Origin of the sequence: Allobosea sp. NPDC003192 (genome assembly GCF_050275675.1) — a bacterium.
In the GTDB taxonomy this organism is placed as follows: Bacteria; Pseudomonadota; Alphaproteobacteria; order Rhizobiales; family Beijerinckiaceae; genus Allobosea.
In genome coordinates this window covers 284,631-301,882 of sequence record NZ_JBNNPK010000001.1, presented here as the reverse complement: position 1 = coordinate 301,882, position 17,252 = coordinate 284,631, and the positions used below count along the sequence as shown (strand labels likewise).

General features: G+C 67.4%; 12 protein-coding genes. 6 read left to right on the top strand and 6 right to left on the bottom strand.

Annotation, left to right across the window (positions count from 1 at the left end):
• Positions 1–6 precede the first annotated feature (6 nt).
• From ACQKLX_RS01395 to ACQKLX_RS01375, 5 genes are all read left to right on the top strand, one after another.
• The gene (locus ACQKLX_RS01395) at positions 7–1,521 is read left to right on the top strand and encodes a caspase family protein (protein ID WP_427358807.1); all 1,515 of its coding nucleotides are present in this window, start codon (positions 7–9) and stop codon (positions 1,519–1,521) included.
• A 74-nt stretch (positions 1,522–1,595) separates the two neighbouring features.
• Positions 1,596–2,780, top strand: coding sequence for an OmpA family protein (locus ACQKLX_RS01390; protein WP_427358805.1), 1,185 nt, complete (start codon positions 1,596–1,598; stop codon positions 2,778–2,780).
• 50 nt (positions 2,781–2,830) lie between these two features.
• Entirely contained in the window at positions 2,831–4,390 is a 1,560-nt protein-coding gene (locus ACQKLX_RS01385) for a methyltransferase domain-containing protein (RefSeq protein WP_427358803.1), read from the top strand.
• A gap of 121 nt (positions 4,391–4,511) precedes the next feature.
• Positions 4,512–6,038, top strand: a complete 1,527-nt coding sequence (locus ACQKLX_RS01380; protein WP_427358801.1) for a transglycosylase SLT domain-containing protein — start codon at positions 4,512–4,514, stop codon at positions 6,036–6,038.
• Positions 6,039–6,152: 114 nt separating this feature from the next.
• Complete coding sequence (locus tag ACQKLX_RS01375) at positions 6,153–6,431, top strand: hypothetical protein (RefSeq protein ID WP_427358799.1); 279 nt, start codon at positions 6,153–6,155, stop codon at positions 6,429–6,431.
• 131 nt (positions 6,432–6,562) lie between these two features.
• Here ACQKLX_RS01375 and ACQKLX_RS01370 read toward each other — a convergent pair whose 3' ends face one another.
• Genes ACQKLX_RS01370 through tssK form a run of 6 tightly spaced genes read right to left on the bottom strand, consistent with a single transcriptional unit; the run spans position 6,563 to position 16,561 of the window.
• The gene (locus ACQKLX_RS01370) at positions 6,563–8,515 is read right to left on the bottom strand and encodes a serine/threonine-protein kinase (protein WP_427358797.1); all 1,953 of its coding nucleotides are present in this window, start codon (positions 8,513–8,515) and stop codon (positions 6,563–6,565) included.
• The gene (locus tag ACQKLX_RS01365) at positions 8,512–9,309 is read right to left on the bottom strand and encodes a PP2C family protein-serine/threonine phosphatase (protein WP_427358795.1); all 798 of its coding nucleotides are present in this window, start codon (positions 9,307–9,309) and stop codon (positions 8,512–8,514) included. Before ACQKLX_RS01365 ends, ACQKLX_RS01370 begins: the two co-directional genes overlap by 4 nt.
• A complete protein-coding gene (gene tagF / locus ACQKLX_RS01360; RefSeq protein WP_427358793.1) occupies positions 9,306–9,998 on the bottom strand; it encodes a type VI secretion system-associated protein TagF in 693 nt (230 codons plus the stop codon). The genes ACQKLX_RS01365 and tagF overlap by 4 nt, the downstream gene beginning before the upstream one ends.
• Before the next feature lie 14 nt (positions 9,999–10,012).
• Positions 10,013–13,675 carry a type VI secretion system membrane subunit TssM gene (gene tssM, locus ACQKLX_RS01355; protein WP_427358791.1) on the bottom strand — a complete coding sequence of 1,221 codons (3,663 nt, stop codon included), beginning with the start codon at positions 13,673–13,675 and terminating at the stop codon, positions 10,013–10,015.
• Between the two features lie 31 nt (positions 13,676–13,706).
• Positions 13,707–15,227, bottom strand: a complete 1,521-nt coding sequence (gene icmH, locus ACQKLX_RS01350; RefSeq protein ID WP_427358789.1) for a type IVB secretion system protein IcmH/DotU — start codon at positions 15,225–15,227, stop codon at positions 13,707–13,709.
• Positions 15,224–16,561: a type VI secretion system baseplate subunit TssK gene (gene tssK / locus ACQKLX_RS01345; RefSeq protein ID WP_427358787.1), complete on the bottom strand. Its 1,338-nt coding sequence runs from the start codon at positions 16,559–16,561 to the stop codon at positions 15,224–15,226. The genes icmH and tssK overlap by 4 nt, the downstream gene beginning before the upstream one ends.
• Positions 16,562–16,751: 190 nt before the next feature.
• On the opposite strand from tssK, the gene ACQKLX_RS01340 reads away from it, so the two are divergent.
• A complete protein-coding gene (locus ACQKLX_RS01340; protein WP_427358785.1) occupies positions 16,752–17,252 on the top strand; it encodes a PAAR domain-containing protein in 501 nt (166 codons plus the stop codon).

Below are 17,252 nucleotides of genomic sequence, written 5' to 3'. Positions count from 1 at the left end.
GGTGCCATGATCGTAGCCGTCAGATTTTGCGCACTGATCGCTCTTCTTGCCCAGCTCGTCGCCCTGCCGGCGCTGGCGCAGACGCAGGAGCGTCGCGTCGCCCTGGTAATCGGCAACTCCGCCTACAAGAACGCGCCCGTCCTGCCCAACACGCCCAATGATGCGCGCGACACCGCCGAGGCGTTGCGCAAGGTCGGTTTCGAGGTGGTCGATGGCATCGATCTGGACAAGCGCGGCATGGATGCCGCCGTGTCGCGCTTTGCGCGCCTTGCCCAGGAGGCCGACGCGGTGATGTTCTACTATGCCGGCCACGGTTTCCAGTTCAACGGCGAGAACTTCCTCGTCCCGGTCGAGGCCAAGATCGATGACGAGGTCTCGGTCCAGTACGAGACGGTCAAGCTGAGCGAGGTCACGACCGCACTGGGCTTTGCCAAGGGCGTCAAGATCATGGTGCTCGATGCCTGCCGCAACAATCCCTTCCTTGCCCAGCTCTCGAAGAAGACGACGACGCGCAGCATGACCGTCGGCGCCGGCCTCGCGCCGATCGTGAAGGCACAGGGCATGGTCACCGCCTATGCGACACAGGCGAACGACGTCGCTGCCGATGGCGCCGGCCGCAATAGCCCGTTCACGGCGGCGCTGGTCCAGGAGATCCAGCAGCCCGGTCTCGAGATCGCGACCATGTTCCGCCGCGTCCAGAAGGCGGTCTACGACTCGACCGGCGGTAAGCAGACGCCGGAGCTTTCGCTTTCCCTGCTCGGCGATTTCTACCTCAACCGCGAGGAGACTGACGCCGACATCTGGAAGCGCCTGCGCGGCAGCGACAACGCCGCCGAGATCAAGGCCTTCATCCAGCGCTTCCCGACCAGCTTCTTCGCCGTCGACGCCAAGACCCGGCTGGACCTGATCGAGCGCCGCGGCCTTGAGCCTGGCGAACGCGAGAAGCTCGAGCAGGAATTCGCGGCGAAGGAGAAGGCGCTGCTCGACCGTGTCCAGCAGGCCGAGAAGGACCGCGCCAAGGCGGCGACGGACCTTGCCGGCCGCGATGCCGGCAAGACCACGGATGCCGAGCGCGCCGTGCCCAAGCCGGGCGAGGCCCCGACGCCGAAGACGGCCGATCCGAACGAGCGCGAACGCCTCGCCAAGGAGCTCGCCAAGAAGGAGCAGGAGCTCGCCGCACTCGAAGCGGAGAAGGCGAAGCTGTCGCAGGAGCGTCAGGACCGCGAGAAGGCCGTGGCGACCCGGATGAACTCCGGCGGCGTGACCGAATTGCCGGTCCCGCAGAAGCCGCTGCTGCCGACCGCCCCCGGCACACGCCCGCAGCGCCATGAGCCGCGCGAGATCCAGCAGCCGCGCGTCGTGCTCGACCGCAAGTCGACTGGCATCCTGACCGGCGGCGTCGAAGCTCAGCCCGAGCCGCGCAACAGCCGGCGCCGGCCGGGCGGCAGCGCGGCCGACTGCACCGATGCGCTGATGCGGGCCCAGCTCGGCGACGGCAACGTTCCGAAGAACTGCCGCTGACGGTGCACCGGACCAGGTCCTGCCGCTAGCGAGAGCCGGACACCACTTCGGACAGGATGCAATTGGGGGCTTCGATGCGTCGTTCTCTGCTCCTTCATTTTGCGCTGCTGGCGCTGTTGGCGTCACCAGCCGCAGCCCTGGCTCAGGCGCCACCGGTCCCCGCACCGGCTCCGACTCCCGTCCCGTTTCCCGAGGCGCTGCAGCGCGCGGCCAACGACCTATTCTCGAAGGCACAGCTCGATGGGGCGCGCGTCGAGCTGGTGATCGACCCGCTGATCGACGGCATATCCGGCGCGCAATCGACCTCGACGCGCTCGATGCAGCAGAGCCTGATCGAACTGGTCGGCAAATCCTATCCGCGCTTCCAGGTCCAGCCATTCTCGACCGAGGCGCTGGCGCGCGACCCGGTCGTGCTGATCGGCACCTTCACCGCGGTCAACAATGCCGGTGAGGCGAACGGCTCGCGCGACGCCTATCGGATCTGCCTGGCGCTGGCCGACCTCAAGGCCAAGCGCATCGTCTCCAAAGGTGTCGCCCGGGCCAAGCCCGAAGGCGTCGACGTCACGCCGACGACCTATTATCGGGACTCGCCGATGTGGTCGAAGGACCCTGCGACCGAGGCCTATATCAAGACCTGCCAGGGCACGAAGCTCGGCGACCCCATCGATCCGCTCTATGCCGAGCGTCTCAATATCGCGGCGTTGATCAATGACGGCATCCTCGAATACGAGGCGCGGCATTATCGCGAGGCGCTCGCCTTCTACCGGACCGCACGGGCGCTGCCCGGCGGCGACCAGCATCGCGTCCGGATCGGCGCCTATCTCGCGACCAGCAAGCTCGGGCGCAAGGACGATGCGGTCGAGGCCTTCGGGGACCTCGTCGACAGCGGCCTTTCCGGCAAGCAATTGATGGTCAAGCTGCTGTTCCAGCCCGGTTCGACCCAGTTCATCGCCAATCCGCAGATCACCGAGCCCTATCCGATGTGGCTGAGCCAGATCGCGACCCGCGCCAAGCAGAAGGGCGCCTGTCTAGAGATCGTCGGCCACACCTCGCGCACCGGCCAGCCGCAGGTCAACGAGCGGCTTTCCGTGCTGCGGGCGCAGTATGTGATGGATCTGCTCCAGGCGGGTGCGCCCGACAGCCGGGGCCGCATGCTCGCGACCGGGCGCGGTTACAACGAGAACCTGATCGGCACCGGCAAGGACGACGCCAGCGACGCGCTCGACCGCCGGGTCGAGTTCAAGGTGATCAGTTGCTGATCGTACCGAAAAATTCACAACGATTTCAGTACGGTGAACGGACTTCCTCGATGAACGACATGGCCGTGAAAGACCTGGCGGCGAATCCATATGATGCGGTCGCCTATCCCGGGCACGCCTTCTCGCAGACCCATCCGGCGCATCTGGCGACGATTGCGCATATCCACGGCATGAACCCGGCGCCGACCGCAACGATGCGGGTGCTGGAGCTCGGTTGCGGCAGCGGTGGCAACCTGATCCCGATGGCGCTGCAATATCCGCAGGCGGAGCTCGTCGGCATCGATCTGAGCGGACGGGCGATCGCGCACGCCAACGCGGAGGCGGCGGAGCTCGCGCTGAGCAATCTCAGCTTCCACCATCTCGACATCATGGCGGCGACGACGGAGCTCGGCCAGTTCGACTACATCCTCGTCCACGGCGTCTATTCCTGGGTGCCGCAGCCGGTGCGCGAGCGGATCATGGCGCTCTTCGGCGAATTGCTGTCACCGCAGGGCATCGCCTATGTCAGCTACAACGCCTTGCCGGGCTGCCGGCTGCGCGACATCGCCCGCGACGTCATGCTGTTCGAGACGCGTGACATCGATGATCCCATCGAGAAGGTCAGGGCGGCACGGGCGGCGATCAAGCGCTTTGCCGAGGCGACCGATGCCGAGACTTTCCATGGCGCGGCGCTGCGCGAGCGGGCGAAGCAGATCGAGGATATCCCGGACAACGTCCTCTACCATGACGATCTCAACCCCGGCGCACGGGCCTTCGCCTTGCACGAGGTGCTGGCGGCAGCGGAGCCTCATGGGTTGCAATTCCTGGCCGAGACCTCGTTTCCGAACAATTTCGGCGGTGCGCGCGGGCCGGCGCAGCAGGTGCTGAACACGATCCCGCCCTCGGAGCCGCTGCGGCAGGAGCAGGCGCTCGACCTCTTGATCGGCCGCTGCTTCCGCCAGACCTTGCTGTGCCGCAGCGATATCGCGCTGCATCGCGGCCTCTCCGGTTTCAGCTTCGCGCCCTATCACCTCGCTGCCAATGTCCAGGAGGAGGACAAGACGGACGAGAAGCGGCCGGGGGCGGCGAGTTTCCTGTTCGCGGATGGCGTCCGGATCGCGATCGACCTGCCAGCGGCCAAGACTGCGCTGCGCGCGCTTGGCAAGGCTTGGCCTGGCAATCTGCGCCATGAGGAACTGGTCGCCCTGGCGCTGGATGAGGCGGAAGACGGCGCCGAACGCGAGCGCGAGATCGAACGCCTGAACGCGGCGCTGACCGCGATCTACCGGGCCGGCCTCATCGAGGTCAGCTTGGAGCCGCACCGGCTGGCGACGCGCATCAGTGCGCGGCCGGTCGCGAGCCCACTGGCCCGGCGTCAGGCGCTGACCAGCCACGAGGTCACCGATCTACGCCATCGCGCGGTTTCGCTCGACGGGGTGGTGGTGCGCAAATTCGTCAGCCTGCTCGACGGAACGCGGACGCCGGCGATGCTGCTCGACGAGATCAATGCCTTCCTCGGCGAGGCGCATGCGTCGGGGCACGGCGGCCCGGCGCTGCCGAAGCAGGCGACGGCGGCCGAAGTCGACATGCATTTGCAGGATGTCGCGCGGCTGGCCTTGCTGGCAAACTGAGCTTGTCGGTCCCGTATCGGCTGCGTATTCCGGGGCGCGGCAGCAACGGTAGCGAAGGATGGGGCAGCGCTTCAAGCAGTTTCAGGCAGCATTCCAGGAGGATGCCTGCCTTGAAACCATCATGCAGGCGCGGCAGGGCGGCATCACCATGGCCTGCTCCGCCTGCGGCAAGACCTCGGCCTTCGCGCCGCGGGTGAAGCTGCGCGCCTATGCCTGCCCGCACTGCAATTTCCTGGTCTCTCCCTGCAAGGGCACGCCGCTGGAGAGCCGGCGCATATCGCTGCAGCTCTGGTTCTTTGCGCTGAAGGCGTTGACCGAGCAGGGTCCCCGCAGCGCCGCCACGACGCTTGAGCGCGAGGCGGAGGTGCCGGCCCAGCAGGCGCGCCGGATGATCGCCGAACTGCAGGAGGTTGCCGGCAAGGACGGCAAGGCGCCGGACTGGCTTCTGGCGGCGCAAAAGGCGGCGACCGGCGGCGCCAGCGTCACCAATGTGGCAGCGGGTGTGCCGTTCGCCGCTGCCGACAGTGGCTCGCGGCTTCGGTTCGTTTCGCTGATCGGCGGCGGGGCGCTCGTGTTGGCAATCGCCGGTGGTATCGCATTCGCCACCTTGCGGCCTGGGTCCACCGAGGTGACCGGCGGTTTTGAGCCGATGGAAAGCGTCGAGGCGCCCTCGTTGAAAGCGCCGACCCGGCCGTCGCTGATCCTGTCCTCGGTCGAGGGCGATCTCGAGGCTGCCAGGCAGGCAACGCAGTTCGCGCTGAACGCCGATCCATCGCTCGCGGCGATTAAGGAACAGATTGCGGCCGAGACGCCGAACCAACCGGCCATGCCGATCCCGGTGATGCCGCCCTCCAACATCATCCTGGTGCCGCCGACGCTGCCGGGCAAACCGGGCGCGCCGCTGGCGGCGCCGCGAAGCCAGCTGCCGCAGGCGCCGATCAACTATAGCGGCGATCCCAACCAGATCCTGACCTTCGGGCCGATCAAGATCCGCCGGCATCTGGTCGAGATGATCGTCAGGGCAGGGCGTGTCGTCGGTGCTGACCCGACCCTGCTGATGGCGGTCGCCGACAAGGAATCCTCGTTCGCGACGGAGGTGAAGGCGAAGACATCCTCGGCGACCGGACTCTACCAGTTCATCGAGCAGACCTGGTTCGGCGTGATCTTCGAGTTCGGTCGCAAGCATGGGCTGGTCGCCGAGGCCGCACTTATCACCCGCAACGGCCGGCAGTTCGTCATCGCCGATGCCAATGAGCGCCAGCGCATCCTTGATCTTCGCCGCGAGCCCTATCTCTCGGCGCTGCTCGCCGGGGAGATGCTGAAGCGCGACACGCTCAGGCTGGAGAAGGCGATGGGGCGCCATCTCACCGGCGGCGAGATCTACCTGATCCACTTCCTCGGGCCGGATGCGGCGCAGACCTTCATCGAGACGATGGAGGAGACGCCCGGCGCCAGCGCCGCCGCGCTGCTGCCGAAGCCGGCCGAAGCCAACCGGCCGATCTTCTATGCCCAGGCCGGCGGCGAGACCAAGACACTCTCGGTCTCCGAGGTACACAAGAAGTTCGACGAGATGATCAAGGTCAGGCTCGACCGCTACAAGGTCGTACGCGGACCCGCGACCGCTCCGGCGCGGCAGCCACAGAAATAGGGGCTGGGGGCGAATAGCCGCCAGGCCAGGCCAAAGCGATCGTGGGCGCAGCGGATTTGCCGCGAGGGCGGCGCTGGCCCATGATCAACGCATCGCAGAGGCGAGGAGACGACGATGGCGAAGAACCGGTTCGAACAGGTCGATGAGCCGCAACCCGATGCCATCACGCTGAGCCTCGGCCAGCGCGACGGCAAGACGTTCTCCAGCATCGCCTGCCCGGCGGATCTGGCCGCCGGGCATCTCACCAATGACTTCGTCAGCGACGAGCTCGATCCGGTCGAGGGGTTCCGCTCTGCGGTCCGACTCGCCAACGAGATCAAGGCGCCGATCGTCGTTCTGGACGCCGACGGGCTCTGGCAGGACGAGTGGGGTGAACTCTACCGCGAGGATTGACGCAAGCGCGTCATGCTCGGGCTCGACCCGAGCATCTCTGGCCGGAGGTGGCCTCGGGAAGCTTTCTCGTCACGAGATTCTCGGGTCTGCGCTTCGCTCCGCCCGAGAATCGAGAATGACGCGTCCGGCAATCACTCGATCCTGAAATACTTGATCCCGACGCCGACCTTGCCGCCGGCGCGGGCGATGTCCTGGTGCAGGCCCGGAAAGACATCGCCGGCGGGAGCCGGATTGGGGCCCGACAGCGTCGGCAATGGCGCCGGGCTCACCAGGGCGAGTACGGTCTGCGGCCTGACCGGAGCGCCTGAAGCGGCGGTCGATTCCAGCTTCAGGCTGAAGCTCGCCTTGCCGCCCTCGCGGCGGGTGTAGTTGGCGAGGTTGTAGACCAGCCCGTCATCGCCGATCAGCAGAATGTCGAGGTTCTTGCCCGGATCGCTCTCGATCGAGCCTGACAGCGTGTCGCCGCTGCGCATGGTGAAGGCGCCGATCTGCATGACCGGGCTGCGGTCGATGCCGCGGCCGAGCTGGCGCAAGAAGTCGACCATCGGGCATTGCGCCGCGGTCACCGTGCGCAGGCTGATCTGTGCCTCGTAACCTTGGGCCTTCTTGAAGGCGGCGTCGAAGCTGACGAAGGGCTCGGCCGTGCTGCCGAAGCCTTCGACCGTGGTGCGCTTGTCGGCGATCGTCGTCGGCCACAGGAAGAAGCAGGCGCCGCCGTCATAGTCCGCGACATAGCGAGCCGTCCGCTCTGCGGCAGTCCGCGGCTCGGGCTCCGGAGCGGAGGAGGGGGGCGGTACTGGCATTGTCGGCGTCGGCTTCGGCCCGGTCGTCGATGTCGGGCTGGTCGGCGGCGTCGGAGTCGGGTTCAGCTCCGGCGGGGCAGACACGGGCGGCTGCGGCGGTGAGGTCGGACCAGGTGTCGGAGGAGGCTGCAGGGACGGCGGCGGCTCGTTCTGGCTCGCAGGCTGCGGTGAGGGCGCCGGATTGGCCGGTGGCGGGCTTGCGGGTGTGAGCTCGGGCGGCGGGCTGCTCGATCCCGTACCCGAGGGAGGCAGCGGGCGATCGTCGGTCAAGGCGGGTGGGGGGCTGTTCGTTGCCTGCTGGACCGGCGTTGCGCTGCCGAGCATTTGCCAGGCGAAGAAACCACCACCGGCCAAGAGAGCCAGCACGGCGACCCCGGCGACCAATGCCCAGGGAAAGCGACGCCCAACACTGCTGCCGCTTGAGCTTGCGCTGCCCTTGGCCTGCCAGGCAGCCACCTCGGCCATATCGGACGGGCGGTCCTTCGGATCGGGCGCGAGCATGCGCGCCAATAACGGGCGGATGCGCTTGTCGATCGACGCGAGATCGGGAACACGCCGACGCTTCTCGAGGATCTGCATCTGCGTGCCGCCCATGTCGAGCGGGCGGCCGCCGAGCGCTTCGGCGAGCACGAGGCCGAGGCTGTAGATGTCCGACTTGCCGGTGACCTCCGCGCCGTAGAGGCCGAGCTGCTCGGGCGAAACGTAGTTGTATTTGCCGGCGAAGCCGGAGCCGATCACCGTCTTCTCGGCCAGCTTCGATTTGGCGATGCCGAAGTCGATGATCTTGGCGCGGGTGACCTGGCCGCCCGGCAGGATGATGTTGTCCGGTGAGACGTCGCGATGGGTGATGCCGAGCATATGGGCGGCCTGCAGGCCCGACGCGATCCGCCGGCGCAGCAGGTCGACCTCCTCCAGGGACAACGGGCCATCTTTCAGGCGGTCGGAGAGCGACTGACCGTCGACGAACTCCATGGCGAGATAGGTCGCCTGTGTCGCCGGGTCGACGGTGAAGACGTAGTAGCGGACGATCGCCTCGTTGTAGAGGTTGTGCAGCGCCGACGCTTCGTTGCGGAAAAGGGTGATGACATTGGCGTCCTGGGCCATGTCGGAGCGGACGATCTTGATCGCGACGGCGTCGCCGGTCTGTATGGCCCGGCCTTGGTAGACCTCGCCCATGCCGCCGGTCGCGATCAGGCGCTCGATCTCGTAGATGCCGTTCAGCCGCACGCCGGGCGCCAGGCCCGTGCGCGGCATGAAGACGGTGCGGTCGGAATCGCTCATGGCGCATCGCTCCTGCGCTGGCGCATGTTCGGTACCCAGCGCGTCTTTTCGCTTCCGCCGTCGTGATGATAGCGCACCACGATCACGGTGACATTGTCGGTTGCTCCGCGTTCCAGCGTCAGCGCCAGCAGGGCGTCGCAGGCTGCCTGGGCGCTGCCGGAGATGGCTGCGCGCAGGATCTCCTCGTCGCGGACATGGTCGGTGAGCCCGTCCGAGCAGAGCACGAAGACGTCGTCGTTCTCGAGCTCGCCATGGTCGATCTCGAGCTCGGGCCGATCGTGCACGCCGATGGCGCGGGTGATGACGTGCCGTCGCGGCCAGGTCCGTGCTTCCTCGACGGTCAAAAGGCCTCGCTCGATCATATCCTGCGCCTCGGTGTGGTCGCGCGAGACCTGGGTGATATAGCCGTGGCGGACGAGATAGATGCGGCTGTCGCCGCACCAGACACAGGCGAAATGGCGGCCATGGGCGAGCAGCACGGCCAGCGTCGCACCCATGGTGGCGCCGTCGTTCTCGCGGATCTTGCGGCGCAGTTCCGCATTGGCCTCGACCACGCCGCGCTCGAGCCGGTCGAGCAGTTCTGCTGCGGAGCCGGCCGCGCCGATGGCGGCGAGGCTCGTCGCCACGGTCGCGCTCGCCATGGCGCCGTTCTGGTGGCCGCCCATGCCGTCGGCGACGGCCCACAGCCCGAATTCAGGCCGGGTGACCAGATTATCCTCGTTATGGCTGCGCACGCGCCCGGCATGGCTGACTGCGCCAGTCTCAAAGGGGGAGCCGGCGCGGTGCTCGTTCATGCTGCGGATCCCGCGCCGAGGAAGGCGTCGAAGCGGCCGGTCAGGAGGCCGGTGAAGAGATAGGGGCTGGGCAGGCCCTGTCCGACCAGAGCGAGCGGCTCGAAATCGTCGCCGCCGATCGTCCAGAGATAGCTGGCATGGGCATAGGCGCGGGTATGGTCCTCGACGCGCAGCGCCGAGAGCCGGGCCGGGAAGGTGGCGGAATCGAGCGCACTGACGATGGTGCCGTCGGAAAGCCGGACCATGTCGGCGGGCGGTGGCGCCTTGAGGTCGTCATTGGGCATGGCGAGTCCGCCGAGCGCGTGCGCCACGGCCTCGTAGCTCGCCTCGGGTTCGAGCGCGCGCAGCAGGAAGTCCTCCGCCTGCGCGAACCAGGCGTCCTGCGGGTCGAGCTCGGGCGGCGGGATTGCGGCGCCGGGGCCGGCGAGGGCGAAAACCGTCAGCGGAAAATAGCGGCCGATCCCGTCGACGGAGGGCATGAAGGCGCCGGCGACCGTCGTGCCGCAAAAGGCGCTGCCGAACCAGAAACGCCAGATCGGCGCGTTGAGGAAGGCGTCCTGCCAACCGGCGCCGAGTTCGAGCCGGCTGGCGGTGAGTCCGCCCTGGAGCCAGCGCTCGTAGACCGACAGGAAGGTCGTGGGCGCGTTCAACGCGATGAAGTCCCGCTTGCCCGGAAGCTTCCCGAACAACCCACAACTCATGCTCAAATCCCCGCTGGACAACGGATTTCGCGCAACGCCGGCAAGACCAGCGGGTTCTTCAGCGAGCCGACGCCGAACTGGTAGCCGACCTGGCGGCCGCCGGCGGCGAGGGTGAAGACGACATTGTCGCCCTGGCGCAGCACCGAGCCGGCATCGAGCAGGCGGAAGAAGGACCAGACGCCGGTGCGGTCGAACATCTTCACCTCGGTCGGTGCCGCCGGCGTCGGGCTGTTGGAGAAGAAGCCGCCGCCGAAGATGCCGCCGGCATTGTTGCTGGCTGCGCCGCCGCCGATCGTCAGCGTGATCGAGGTCTTGGCGAGGCCGCCGCCCGGCCACATCACCGGGGTCGGTGTGTTGACGCCCTGCTGGCTCGCCACGGTGAAGCCGTTGATCTCGAGCTTGGCGCCGGACGCGTCGGAGGAGAGGGTGGTCGGCACCACCACCATCTGGAAGTTCGGCAGGTTGCCGCCGGTCGGGAAGAACGCTTCGCGGATGTCGCTGGCGCGCTGGAATTCGCGCAGCGTCGTCGGCGAGAGCGCGCGGGCGACCCGGCTGTCCTGACGCCAGCTCCAGTTCTGGCCGGACTTGTCGATATAGGGGTCGAGCCGCTCCTTCATGAACTTGTCCATCGCGCCGGTTCCTGGCGCGAAGAGCTGGGCGAAGTCGGCGAGGCCGATCTCGCTCGTGCTGCCCTTGGCGAAGGGGTAGCGGTTGGCGAGCAGGCTGGAGCATCGGCCGGTGACCTCGCTGGCCAGCGCCTGACGCAGCAGCGAGACGGTCGCGCCGGTGGCGTCGCCCTCGAAATCGTTGACCGCGGCGACGATCATCGCGTCGAACGGCGCCGGATAGCGCGAGGAGTTGCCGCGCAGCGAGGCGATCAGCGGCACCAGCGCCGCATTGGCGGCGGCGGCCTGAGCCGGCGTGGTCGCGGCCATTGCCAGGTTCTGGTTGATCTCGGCGAAGATCTGCAGGGCCTGGTCGACCGGCCGCTTGCCGCCATCGCCTTCGACCAGGACGTGGAAGGCCTTGAACTGCGCCTCGATATTGGCGCCGAGCGCCTCGCCGCCGCCACCGCCGGAGAGCACGCGGTCGACGCCGGGTGCGCTCAGCGGCAGGCTGGTGCCGAGGCGGCTGAGCGAATAATTGGCGCGCTGCTCAAGGGTCTTGGCGGCATGGTCCGCGACCTGGCCAGCCATCTTCTCGGCGGCTTGCGCCGCCGCCGGCCGTTTCGCCGCACGCTCCTTTGTCAGCTGCGTCTCGTCGCGGATCGACTCGAGCAATTGCTTGAAGGGCGAAGTCGGCGCGGCGATAGCCGACAGCGCGATGTATTTCGGCTTGTCGGCGTTGAGGGGCCTGAGCTTCAGCCGGCGCAGCGCTTTCTGCCAGGAAGCGGTGAAGTCGCGCGCATAGAGCTTGAGCAGGTCCTGGAACAGGCTGGCATATTGCGAGGTGATCGCCGCCTGGTCGGCATTGTCGCCGAGGACCCAGCGCTCCTTCTCGATGCGCTCGCCGATATCGCCGAGCCGGTCGACGAAGGCGGCCTGGAAGCCGTCATAGGTGTAGAAATACGGGACCCGGATCGAGTCGAGATCCTCGCCCGAGACGCCTTCGAAGACCAGCCGCGCATCCGAGCCGCCGCGGACCGCCGCGACCCAGTCGCGGCTGGCGTTGCGTCCTTGCGTACGCAGCAGTTCATAGGCGCGCTCGGCGATGCTCAGCCGGCGCAAGGTGCGCTGGCTGCTCTCGATCAGCGGCTGGTTGAGCTTGACCACTGGCTCAGCTCCGTCGTCGAGATCGAGCAGCGCGATGAGGTGCTCCTCCAGTGCCTCGCGGCCCTTGGCGTTGGCGGCGCCGGGGAAGAGGTTCTCGGCCCAGTCCTGCCGCATCCAGGCGAGTACGAGGTCGCGGTCGAGCGGCGCACGGCCGCCGACCATCAGATAGACCTTGAGCGCCTCGTAGATGAAGCCGGGATTGTTGACGTTGGCTTCGAGCTGTTCCTCGAGCCGGAAGATGATGCGCGAGCGCAGAAGCCGCTCCAGCGCCTGATGATAGCTCTCCTGCGTCGCCGATTGCAGGCGCTCGCGCTGGCTGAGGCCGAAGGTGGCGGCGACCGGCGTCGGCTCGTCCTTGTCGGCATAGCCCGCCGGCATGTGGCGCAGCTTGTGCAGCAGCGGCAGGATGCGACTGAAATTGCGGTCGGAGAGTGTGGTCTCCTGCAGCACCGGAGCGGCGCTGGAGCGATAATCGGCGAGGCCGTAATTGGTCTGGTTGATCAGGTCGCTGTTGCGGGCGTAGCTCGTCCACCACATGCCGCCGAGCGCCAGCGAGATCAGCGCGACCGCGCTGAAGCCGGCAATGCGCAGCAGTGTCGAGCGGCGCGCGGCGCGCAGGTCGGTCGAGACCCAGCCGGATTCGCCGATGATCACCTTCTGGATCAGATCGGTCAGGAAGAAGCTCTTGCCGCGGCCGGAATAGGAGCCGGAATCGGCGTGGGCACTACCGAAGTTGCGCGAGAGTGCACCGATCAGCTGGTCGATCGGCGTGCCCTCCTGGGTGCCGGAGGTGAAGTAGAAGCCGCGCAGGGTCGCGCTCGACTGATACCGCGTCGGCTCGAAGACGCGGCCGAGGAAGTCGATGATCACCGGCTTCAGCGTGGCCATCTGGCTCGGCAGGCCGAAGAGCTTGGCGCGTGAGGTCGGGTTGTGCTCGTCCTGCAGGCGGTCGGAGAGGCGCTCGTTCAGCCGCTCGATCAGCGCGTCGAACTCGGGCGGCACGTCGCCGATCATGTTGCGGGTCTTGTCGACGGTCTGGAAGGTGTGGCCCCAGACCATGCGCCGCTGCGGCTCGGAGAGTGCGGCGAAGAACTCGTTGAAGCCGGCGATCAGGTCGGCCTTGGTGAAGACCGCATAGACCGGGAAATCGACCTTGAGCCGCTCGTTGAGCTCGAGCAGGCGGGCGCGGATCGCATCGGCATGGGCGATGACCTCCTCCTGCGAGGAGGTCAGCAGGTCCTCGATGCTGATCGCGACGATGACGCCGTTGATCGGCTGGCGCGGGCGGTTCGCCTTGAGCAGATCGAGGAAGGAGAGCCAGCTCGTCCGCTCGGCACGGGTATCGGTGTCCTGCGTGGTGTAGCGGCCAGCGGTGTCGATCAGCACCGCGTCCTCGGCGAACCACCAGTCGCAATAGCGGGTGCCGCCGGCGCCGGCGACCGCGGCCGGCACCTGGCCGCCGCGGGCGAGGGGGAATTTGAGGCCGGAGTTGATCAGTGCCGTGGTCTTGCCGGCGCCAGGCGGGCCGATGATCACGTACCAGGGCAGGTCGTAGAGATAGTCGCCGCCATCCTTGCCGCGGGTGCGCCGCAGCGTCGCCAGCGCATCGCGCATGGCGGCCGAGAGCGCCGCGCCGTCGCCGGTCTGGGCTTCTTCCTTGGCCATTGCCTCGGAGAGCGCGGCGACGGCCTTGCGCCGCTTGATCACGATCCAGGCGATCCAGCCCAGCGCGCCGAGCATCAGGACGAGCGCGATCGGCAGCCTGACCCAGAACGATTCGAACGGGCGTACCTCGCCGAACGCCACGAAGGGGCCGCCGAACCAGATCAACAGCGTCAGCGCCAATGCGCCGACCAGAATGGCTGCGATCCTGAGCCACGTCGCGAGATTCATCGTCTACCCGTCTCCTGCATCGTCGCCTGTCCTAGCCGTTGCGCTGAATCAGAATCTCGACGCGTCGGTTCTTCGCCTTGCCGGCTAAAGTTGCGTTGGTGTCGATCGGCACGTCGGACCCCTTGCCGTCGGTGCTGATGCGTGTCGGCTGCTTCAGCCTGGCCTTGAGGAGGTCGCCGACCGCCACGGCACGCGCCTTCGACAATTCGAGGTTGTTGGGGAAACGGGCGGATCGGATCGGGTCGGAGTCCGAATGGCCGACGACCTTGATCGTGCCGCCTTCCTCGTTGAGCACGGTCGAGATGCGCTCGATCAGCGGGCGGAACTCGTTGCGCACGACCGCCTGGCCGGGATCGAACAAAGTGATGCCCATCAGGCGCACGATGATCAGGTTCGGCGTCACCTCGCAGGTGATCGGCGGCTGCACCGTGCCGCAGACCTTGGGTGGCTGTGCCGGGGGCGGTAGAGGCGGTGGCGGCCGGGCCGCGACCTTGCGGATGATCTCGATATCGCCCTTGGGGTGCACCGAGAGCAGCGCGCTGGCCGAGGCTTCGGCATTGCCTCCGAGCAAGGCGCGGAAGATGAAATAGAGGCCGAGCACGGCGACCGAGGCGACGGCCGCGACCGACCAGACCGGAATCTTGAAGCCGGCGAGCCGCGCGGTCAGAGCCTGGCCTTGCCAGCGCGGCGACAATTCCGGATCGGGCTGCTTTACCCGCCGCAGCGTCTCGAACAGATTGCGCTGGATCATCTGCAGGTTCGCGGCGCCGCCGGCCGAGGTGCGGTGCACGCCCTCGAAGCCGAGCGCCAGGCAGACATGCATCAGCTCGAGCAGGTCGTAATTGACCGATGGATCTTTCCTGGCGCGCTCCAGCTCCTCGAAGAAGCGCACGCCGCCGATGCGCTCGCCAAAGAAGCGCGAGAGCATGCTGTATTGCGTCCAGACATGCCGGTCCTCGCCCGGGATGTTCTGGACGATATCATCGGCAAAGGCGCAGATGATATACTTGGCGGTGCGCGTCTGCTCAGCGGTGAAGCCGGCCGCGCGCACCTCATGGTCGAAGGCCTCGATCGTCTCGCCGACCTGGCCGATCATCTGCGTCGCCGGCGCGCTGCTGAGATTGGCGCGCAGGCGCCCGAGCAGGAGCAATAGCGGGCCGGCCGCCTTGAGCAGCGGGTTGGTGTTCGGCGTGAGCATCTGCTCGCGCTTGGGCAAAGCCTGCGGCACATAGCCTTGTGGCGGAGGCGGCGGCGCGCTCTGCCGCGGCTGCGGCTGCGACATCCACTCCTCGCCGCCGGGCACGCCGGGCGAGGGCGCCGCATGCGGATATTGCGGCGCGCCCGAGGGAGCATAGGGCGAGCTCTGTGGCGGATAGCCGGCAGGCGGAGAAGGCGGATAGGGCGCGTTCGGGGGCGGGTAGGGTTGCCCCTGCGGCGGATAGCCCGGTGCATCGGCCGGGCGCGAGGGCGGCGGCACGCGCCGTCCGGCCGGGTTCGGCCGGATGAAGGTCCGGTCGGAGCGGCCGAACGGATCGGAACCGTCGTTGCTCATCGCCTGCCCTCGAGCACGGCCCAGAGCTCCATTTCGAGATCGGGCCAGTCACCGGAGAAATGCATGCCGATAGAGCTCGCCGAGCTGAATTCCGGCCAGAGCGGCGAGGTGCGGTCGAGGTAGAAATAGACGTGGTCGGTCAGCGCCCGGATCTGGGGCGGCGGCGTCGGCAGGTGGACGAGGTTGATGCCCGGCAGATGGGCATGGACGATCTCGTTCATCTTGGTGTTGGGGCCGATCTTGAATAGATGCGGGAACTGCGACTGGATCTCGGTCAGCGGGCGGCGCGCCGCCACTTCCAGAACGAGCGTCGCATTGCGCATCAAAGCGCGGTCGCGGATCGTCGACATGAAGGCATTCTGCGCCCGCTCGACGATTTCGAGCCGGATGGCGCGGCGACCGAGCTGGGCCGAGAGGAAGTCCTGGATGTCGCGCACCACCGGGGTGAAGCAGCCCTCCAGGTCGTCATGATCATAGGCCGGGTAGTCGCGGGCGCGGCGTTCGGCGGTGGTGAAAGTGGCGAGTTCGCCGGCGATGGCCAGCAAGGTGATGAACAGGCGCTCGGGATGGACGAAGCGTGAGCCGCGCATGTGCTTCAGCACCGGGATGTGCCGGTTCAGCATCTGCAGGATGAAATAGTCGGCGCTCTGCAGGCCGCCGCCGGCGGTCGGGTCGGCGGCGTAGCGGGCGAGTTCCTCCAGCTTGTTGTCGATCCAGCCGATGACGCGGTCCATCCAGCCGTCGACGACCGGATGGGCCGAGCAGAGCAGCACGGGCGGGGCGAATTTCTCGTCGAACAGGATGGCGCGGTCACGCACTTCGAGCACGCGCCCGAGCGCGAGGCCGACATAGCCCGGCTTGCCGGTCTTGCGCAGTTCCAGGCCGAAGCGCGGATGGGCGATGTCGATCTCCTCGTCGACACGCAGCGAGGCGGTCGAATCGATCAGCATCTCGGTCGACGGGTAGAAGCGGCTGGCCGAGCCGCTGAGGCTGTCCTCGACCTCGCGGGTGTTCGACGCGGCGAGCGGCAACGACAGCCAGGCGATCTGGCCGGCGGCGTTCTCCGGCACCTCGATCGCCGGCGGCAAGGGCGAGTTGTCCGGCATGGCGAAAGGGGTGCCGTCCGGCATTACGCCGACGGCGCGCCGGAGCCCGATGCGGCTCTGCTGCGCCAGGTCGCGGTCGATCTCGAGCACCGAGAACCCCCACGGATAAGGCGTGACGTGCCGGACGCGATTCTCCAGCAGATTCTCGAGATAGCGATCGTTCTGCTGCAGGTGATGCGGCCGCAGGAACAAGCCTTCGGACCAGACGACCTTACTATACCACGACATCCGGTTCTCGCTATCTCAAGGCCTGGGCAGAACAATATACGGCTCGTTCCCGAGCGTCACCATTCGTATGGGGGAGGGCAAGACCGCCTCTGTCTGCCACAAGGTGGTTTTTGCCGGGGCGAGCGGATTCGTTGACTTGCCCGGCCGGCCGGAGCCAAGCTCCCTGCCGAGCGCTCCATGAAGGTGTCCGATGCCTAAGGGTCCCGCCGCACGCATTTTCGATCCCGTGGTCCATCCTCTGCCCGGCGTCCTGCAGCCGGGTCCCGGAAGCCCTACTGTGTTCATCGGAGGCAAACTCGCCTGGCGCGGTGTCCCGGCCGGCGCCGCAGCGGCGATCCAGGCAGCCAAGGCGATCTCCGACGCGGCGATCCAGGTCGCGGAGGCGGCGACGCTGGCGGCCGCTGGAACGCCCGGCGCTCCGGCGGCCAAGGCTGCGGAAGAAACCGTGAAGGCGACGGCCGCCAGCACCATGGGCTCGACGATCACGGGCGCCGCTGGTGGCGCCGACATCCATATCTGCGCGACACCGCTGCCGATCCCGCCGCACGGCCCTGGCGTGGTGATCGACGGCTCACAGACCGTGCTGATCAACAACCTCCCGGCTTGCCGCGTAGGTGACACGATCATCGAGGCGGTGGGACCGCCGAACAAGATCGCCGTGGGTGAATTCACGGTCATCATCGGCGGCTGA

Bases quoted from the DNA above. Each gene is read 5' to 3' on its own strand.
- ACQKLX_RS01395 (WP_427358807.1), top strand. From the start codon at position 7: ATGATCGTAGCCGTCAGATTTTGCGCACTGATCGCTCTTCTTGCCCAG.
- ACQKLX_RS01390 (WP_427358805.1), top strand. From the start codon at position 1,596: ATGCGTCGTTCTCTGCTCCTTCATTTTGCGCTGCTGGCGCTGTTGGCG.
- ACQKLX_RS01385 (WP_427358803.1), top strand. From the start codon at position 2,831: ATGAACGACATGGCCGTGAAAGACCTGGCGGCGAATCCATATGATGCG.
- ACQKLX_RS01380 (WP_427358801.1), top strand. From the start codon at position 4,512: ATGCAGGCGCGGCAGGGCGGCATCACCATGGCCTGCTCCGCCTGCGGC.
- ACQKLX_RS01375 (WP_427358799.1), top strand. From the start codon at position 6,153: ATGGCGAAGAACCGGTTCGAACAGGTCGATGAGCCGCAACCCGATGCC.
- ACQKLX_RS01370 (WP_427358797.1), bottom strand. From the start codon at position 8,515: ATGAGCGATTCCGACCGCACCGTCTTCATGCCGCGCACGGGCCTGGCG.
- ACQKLX_RS01365 (WP_427358795.1), bottom strand. From the start codon at position 9,309: ATGAACGAGCACCGCGCCGGCTCCCCCTTTGAGACTGGCGCAGTCAGC.
- tssM (WP_427358791.1), bottom strand. From the start codon at position 13,675: ATGAATCTCGCGACGTGGCTCAGGATCGCAGCCATTCTGGTCGGCGCA.
- icmH (WP_427358789.1), bottom strand. From the start codon at position 15,227: ATGAGCAACGACGGTTCCGATCCGTTCGGCCGCTCCGACCGGACCTTC.
- tssK (WP_427358787.1), bottom strand. From the start codon at position 16,561: ATGTCGTGGTATAGTAAGGTCGTCTGGTCCGAAGGCTTGTTCCTGCGG.
- ACQKLX_RS01340 (WP_427358785.1), top strand. From the start codon at position 16,752: ATGCCTAAGGGTCCCGCCGCACGCATTTTCGATCCCGTGGTCCATCCT.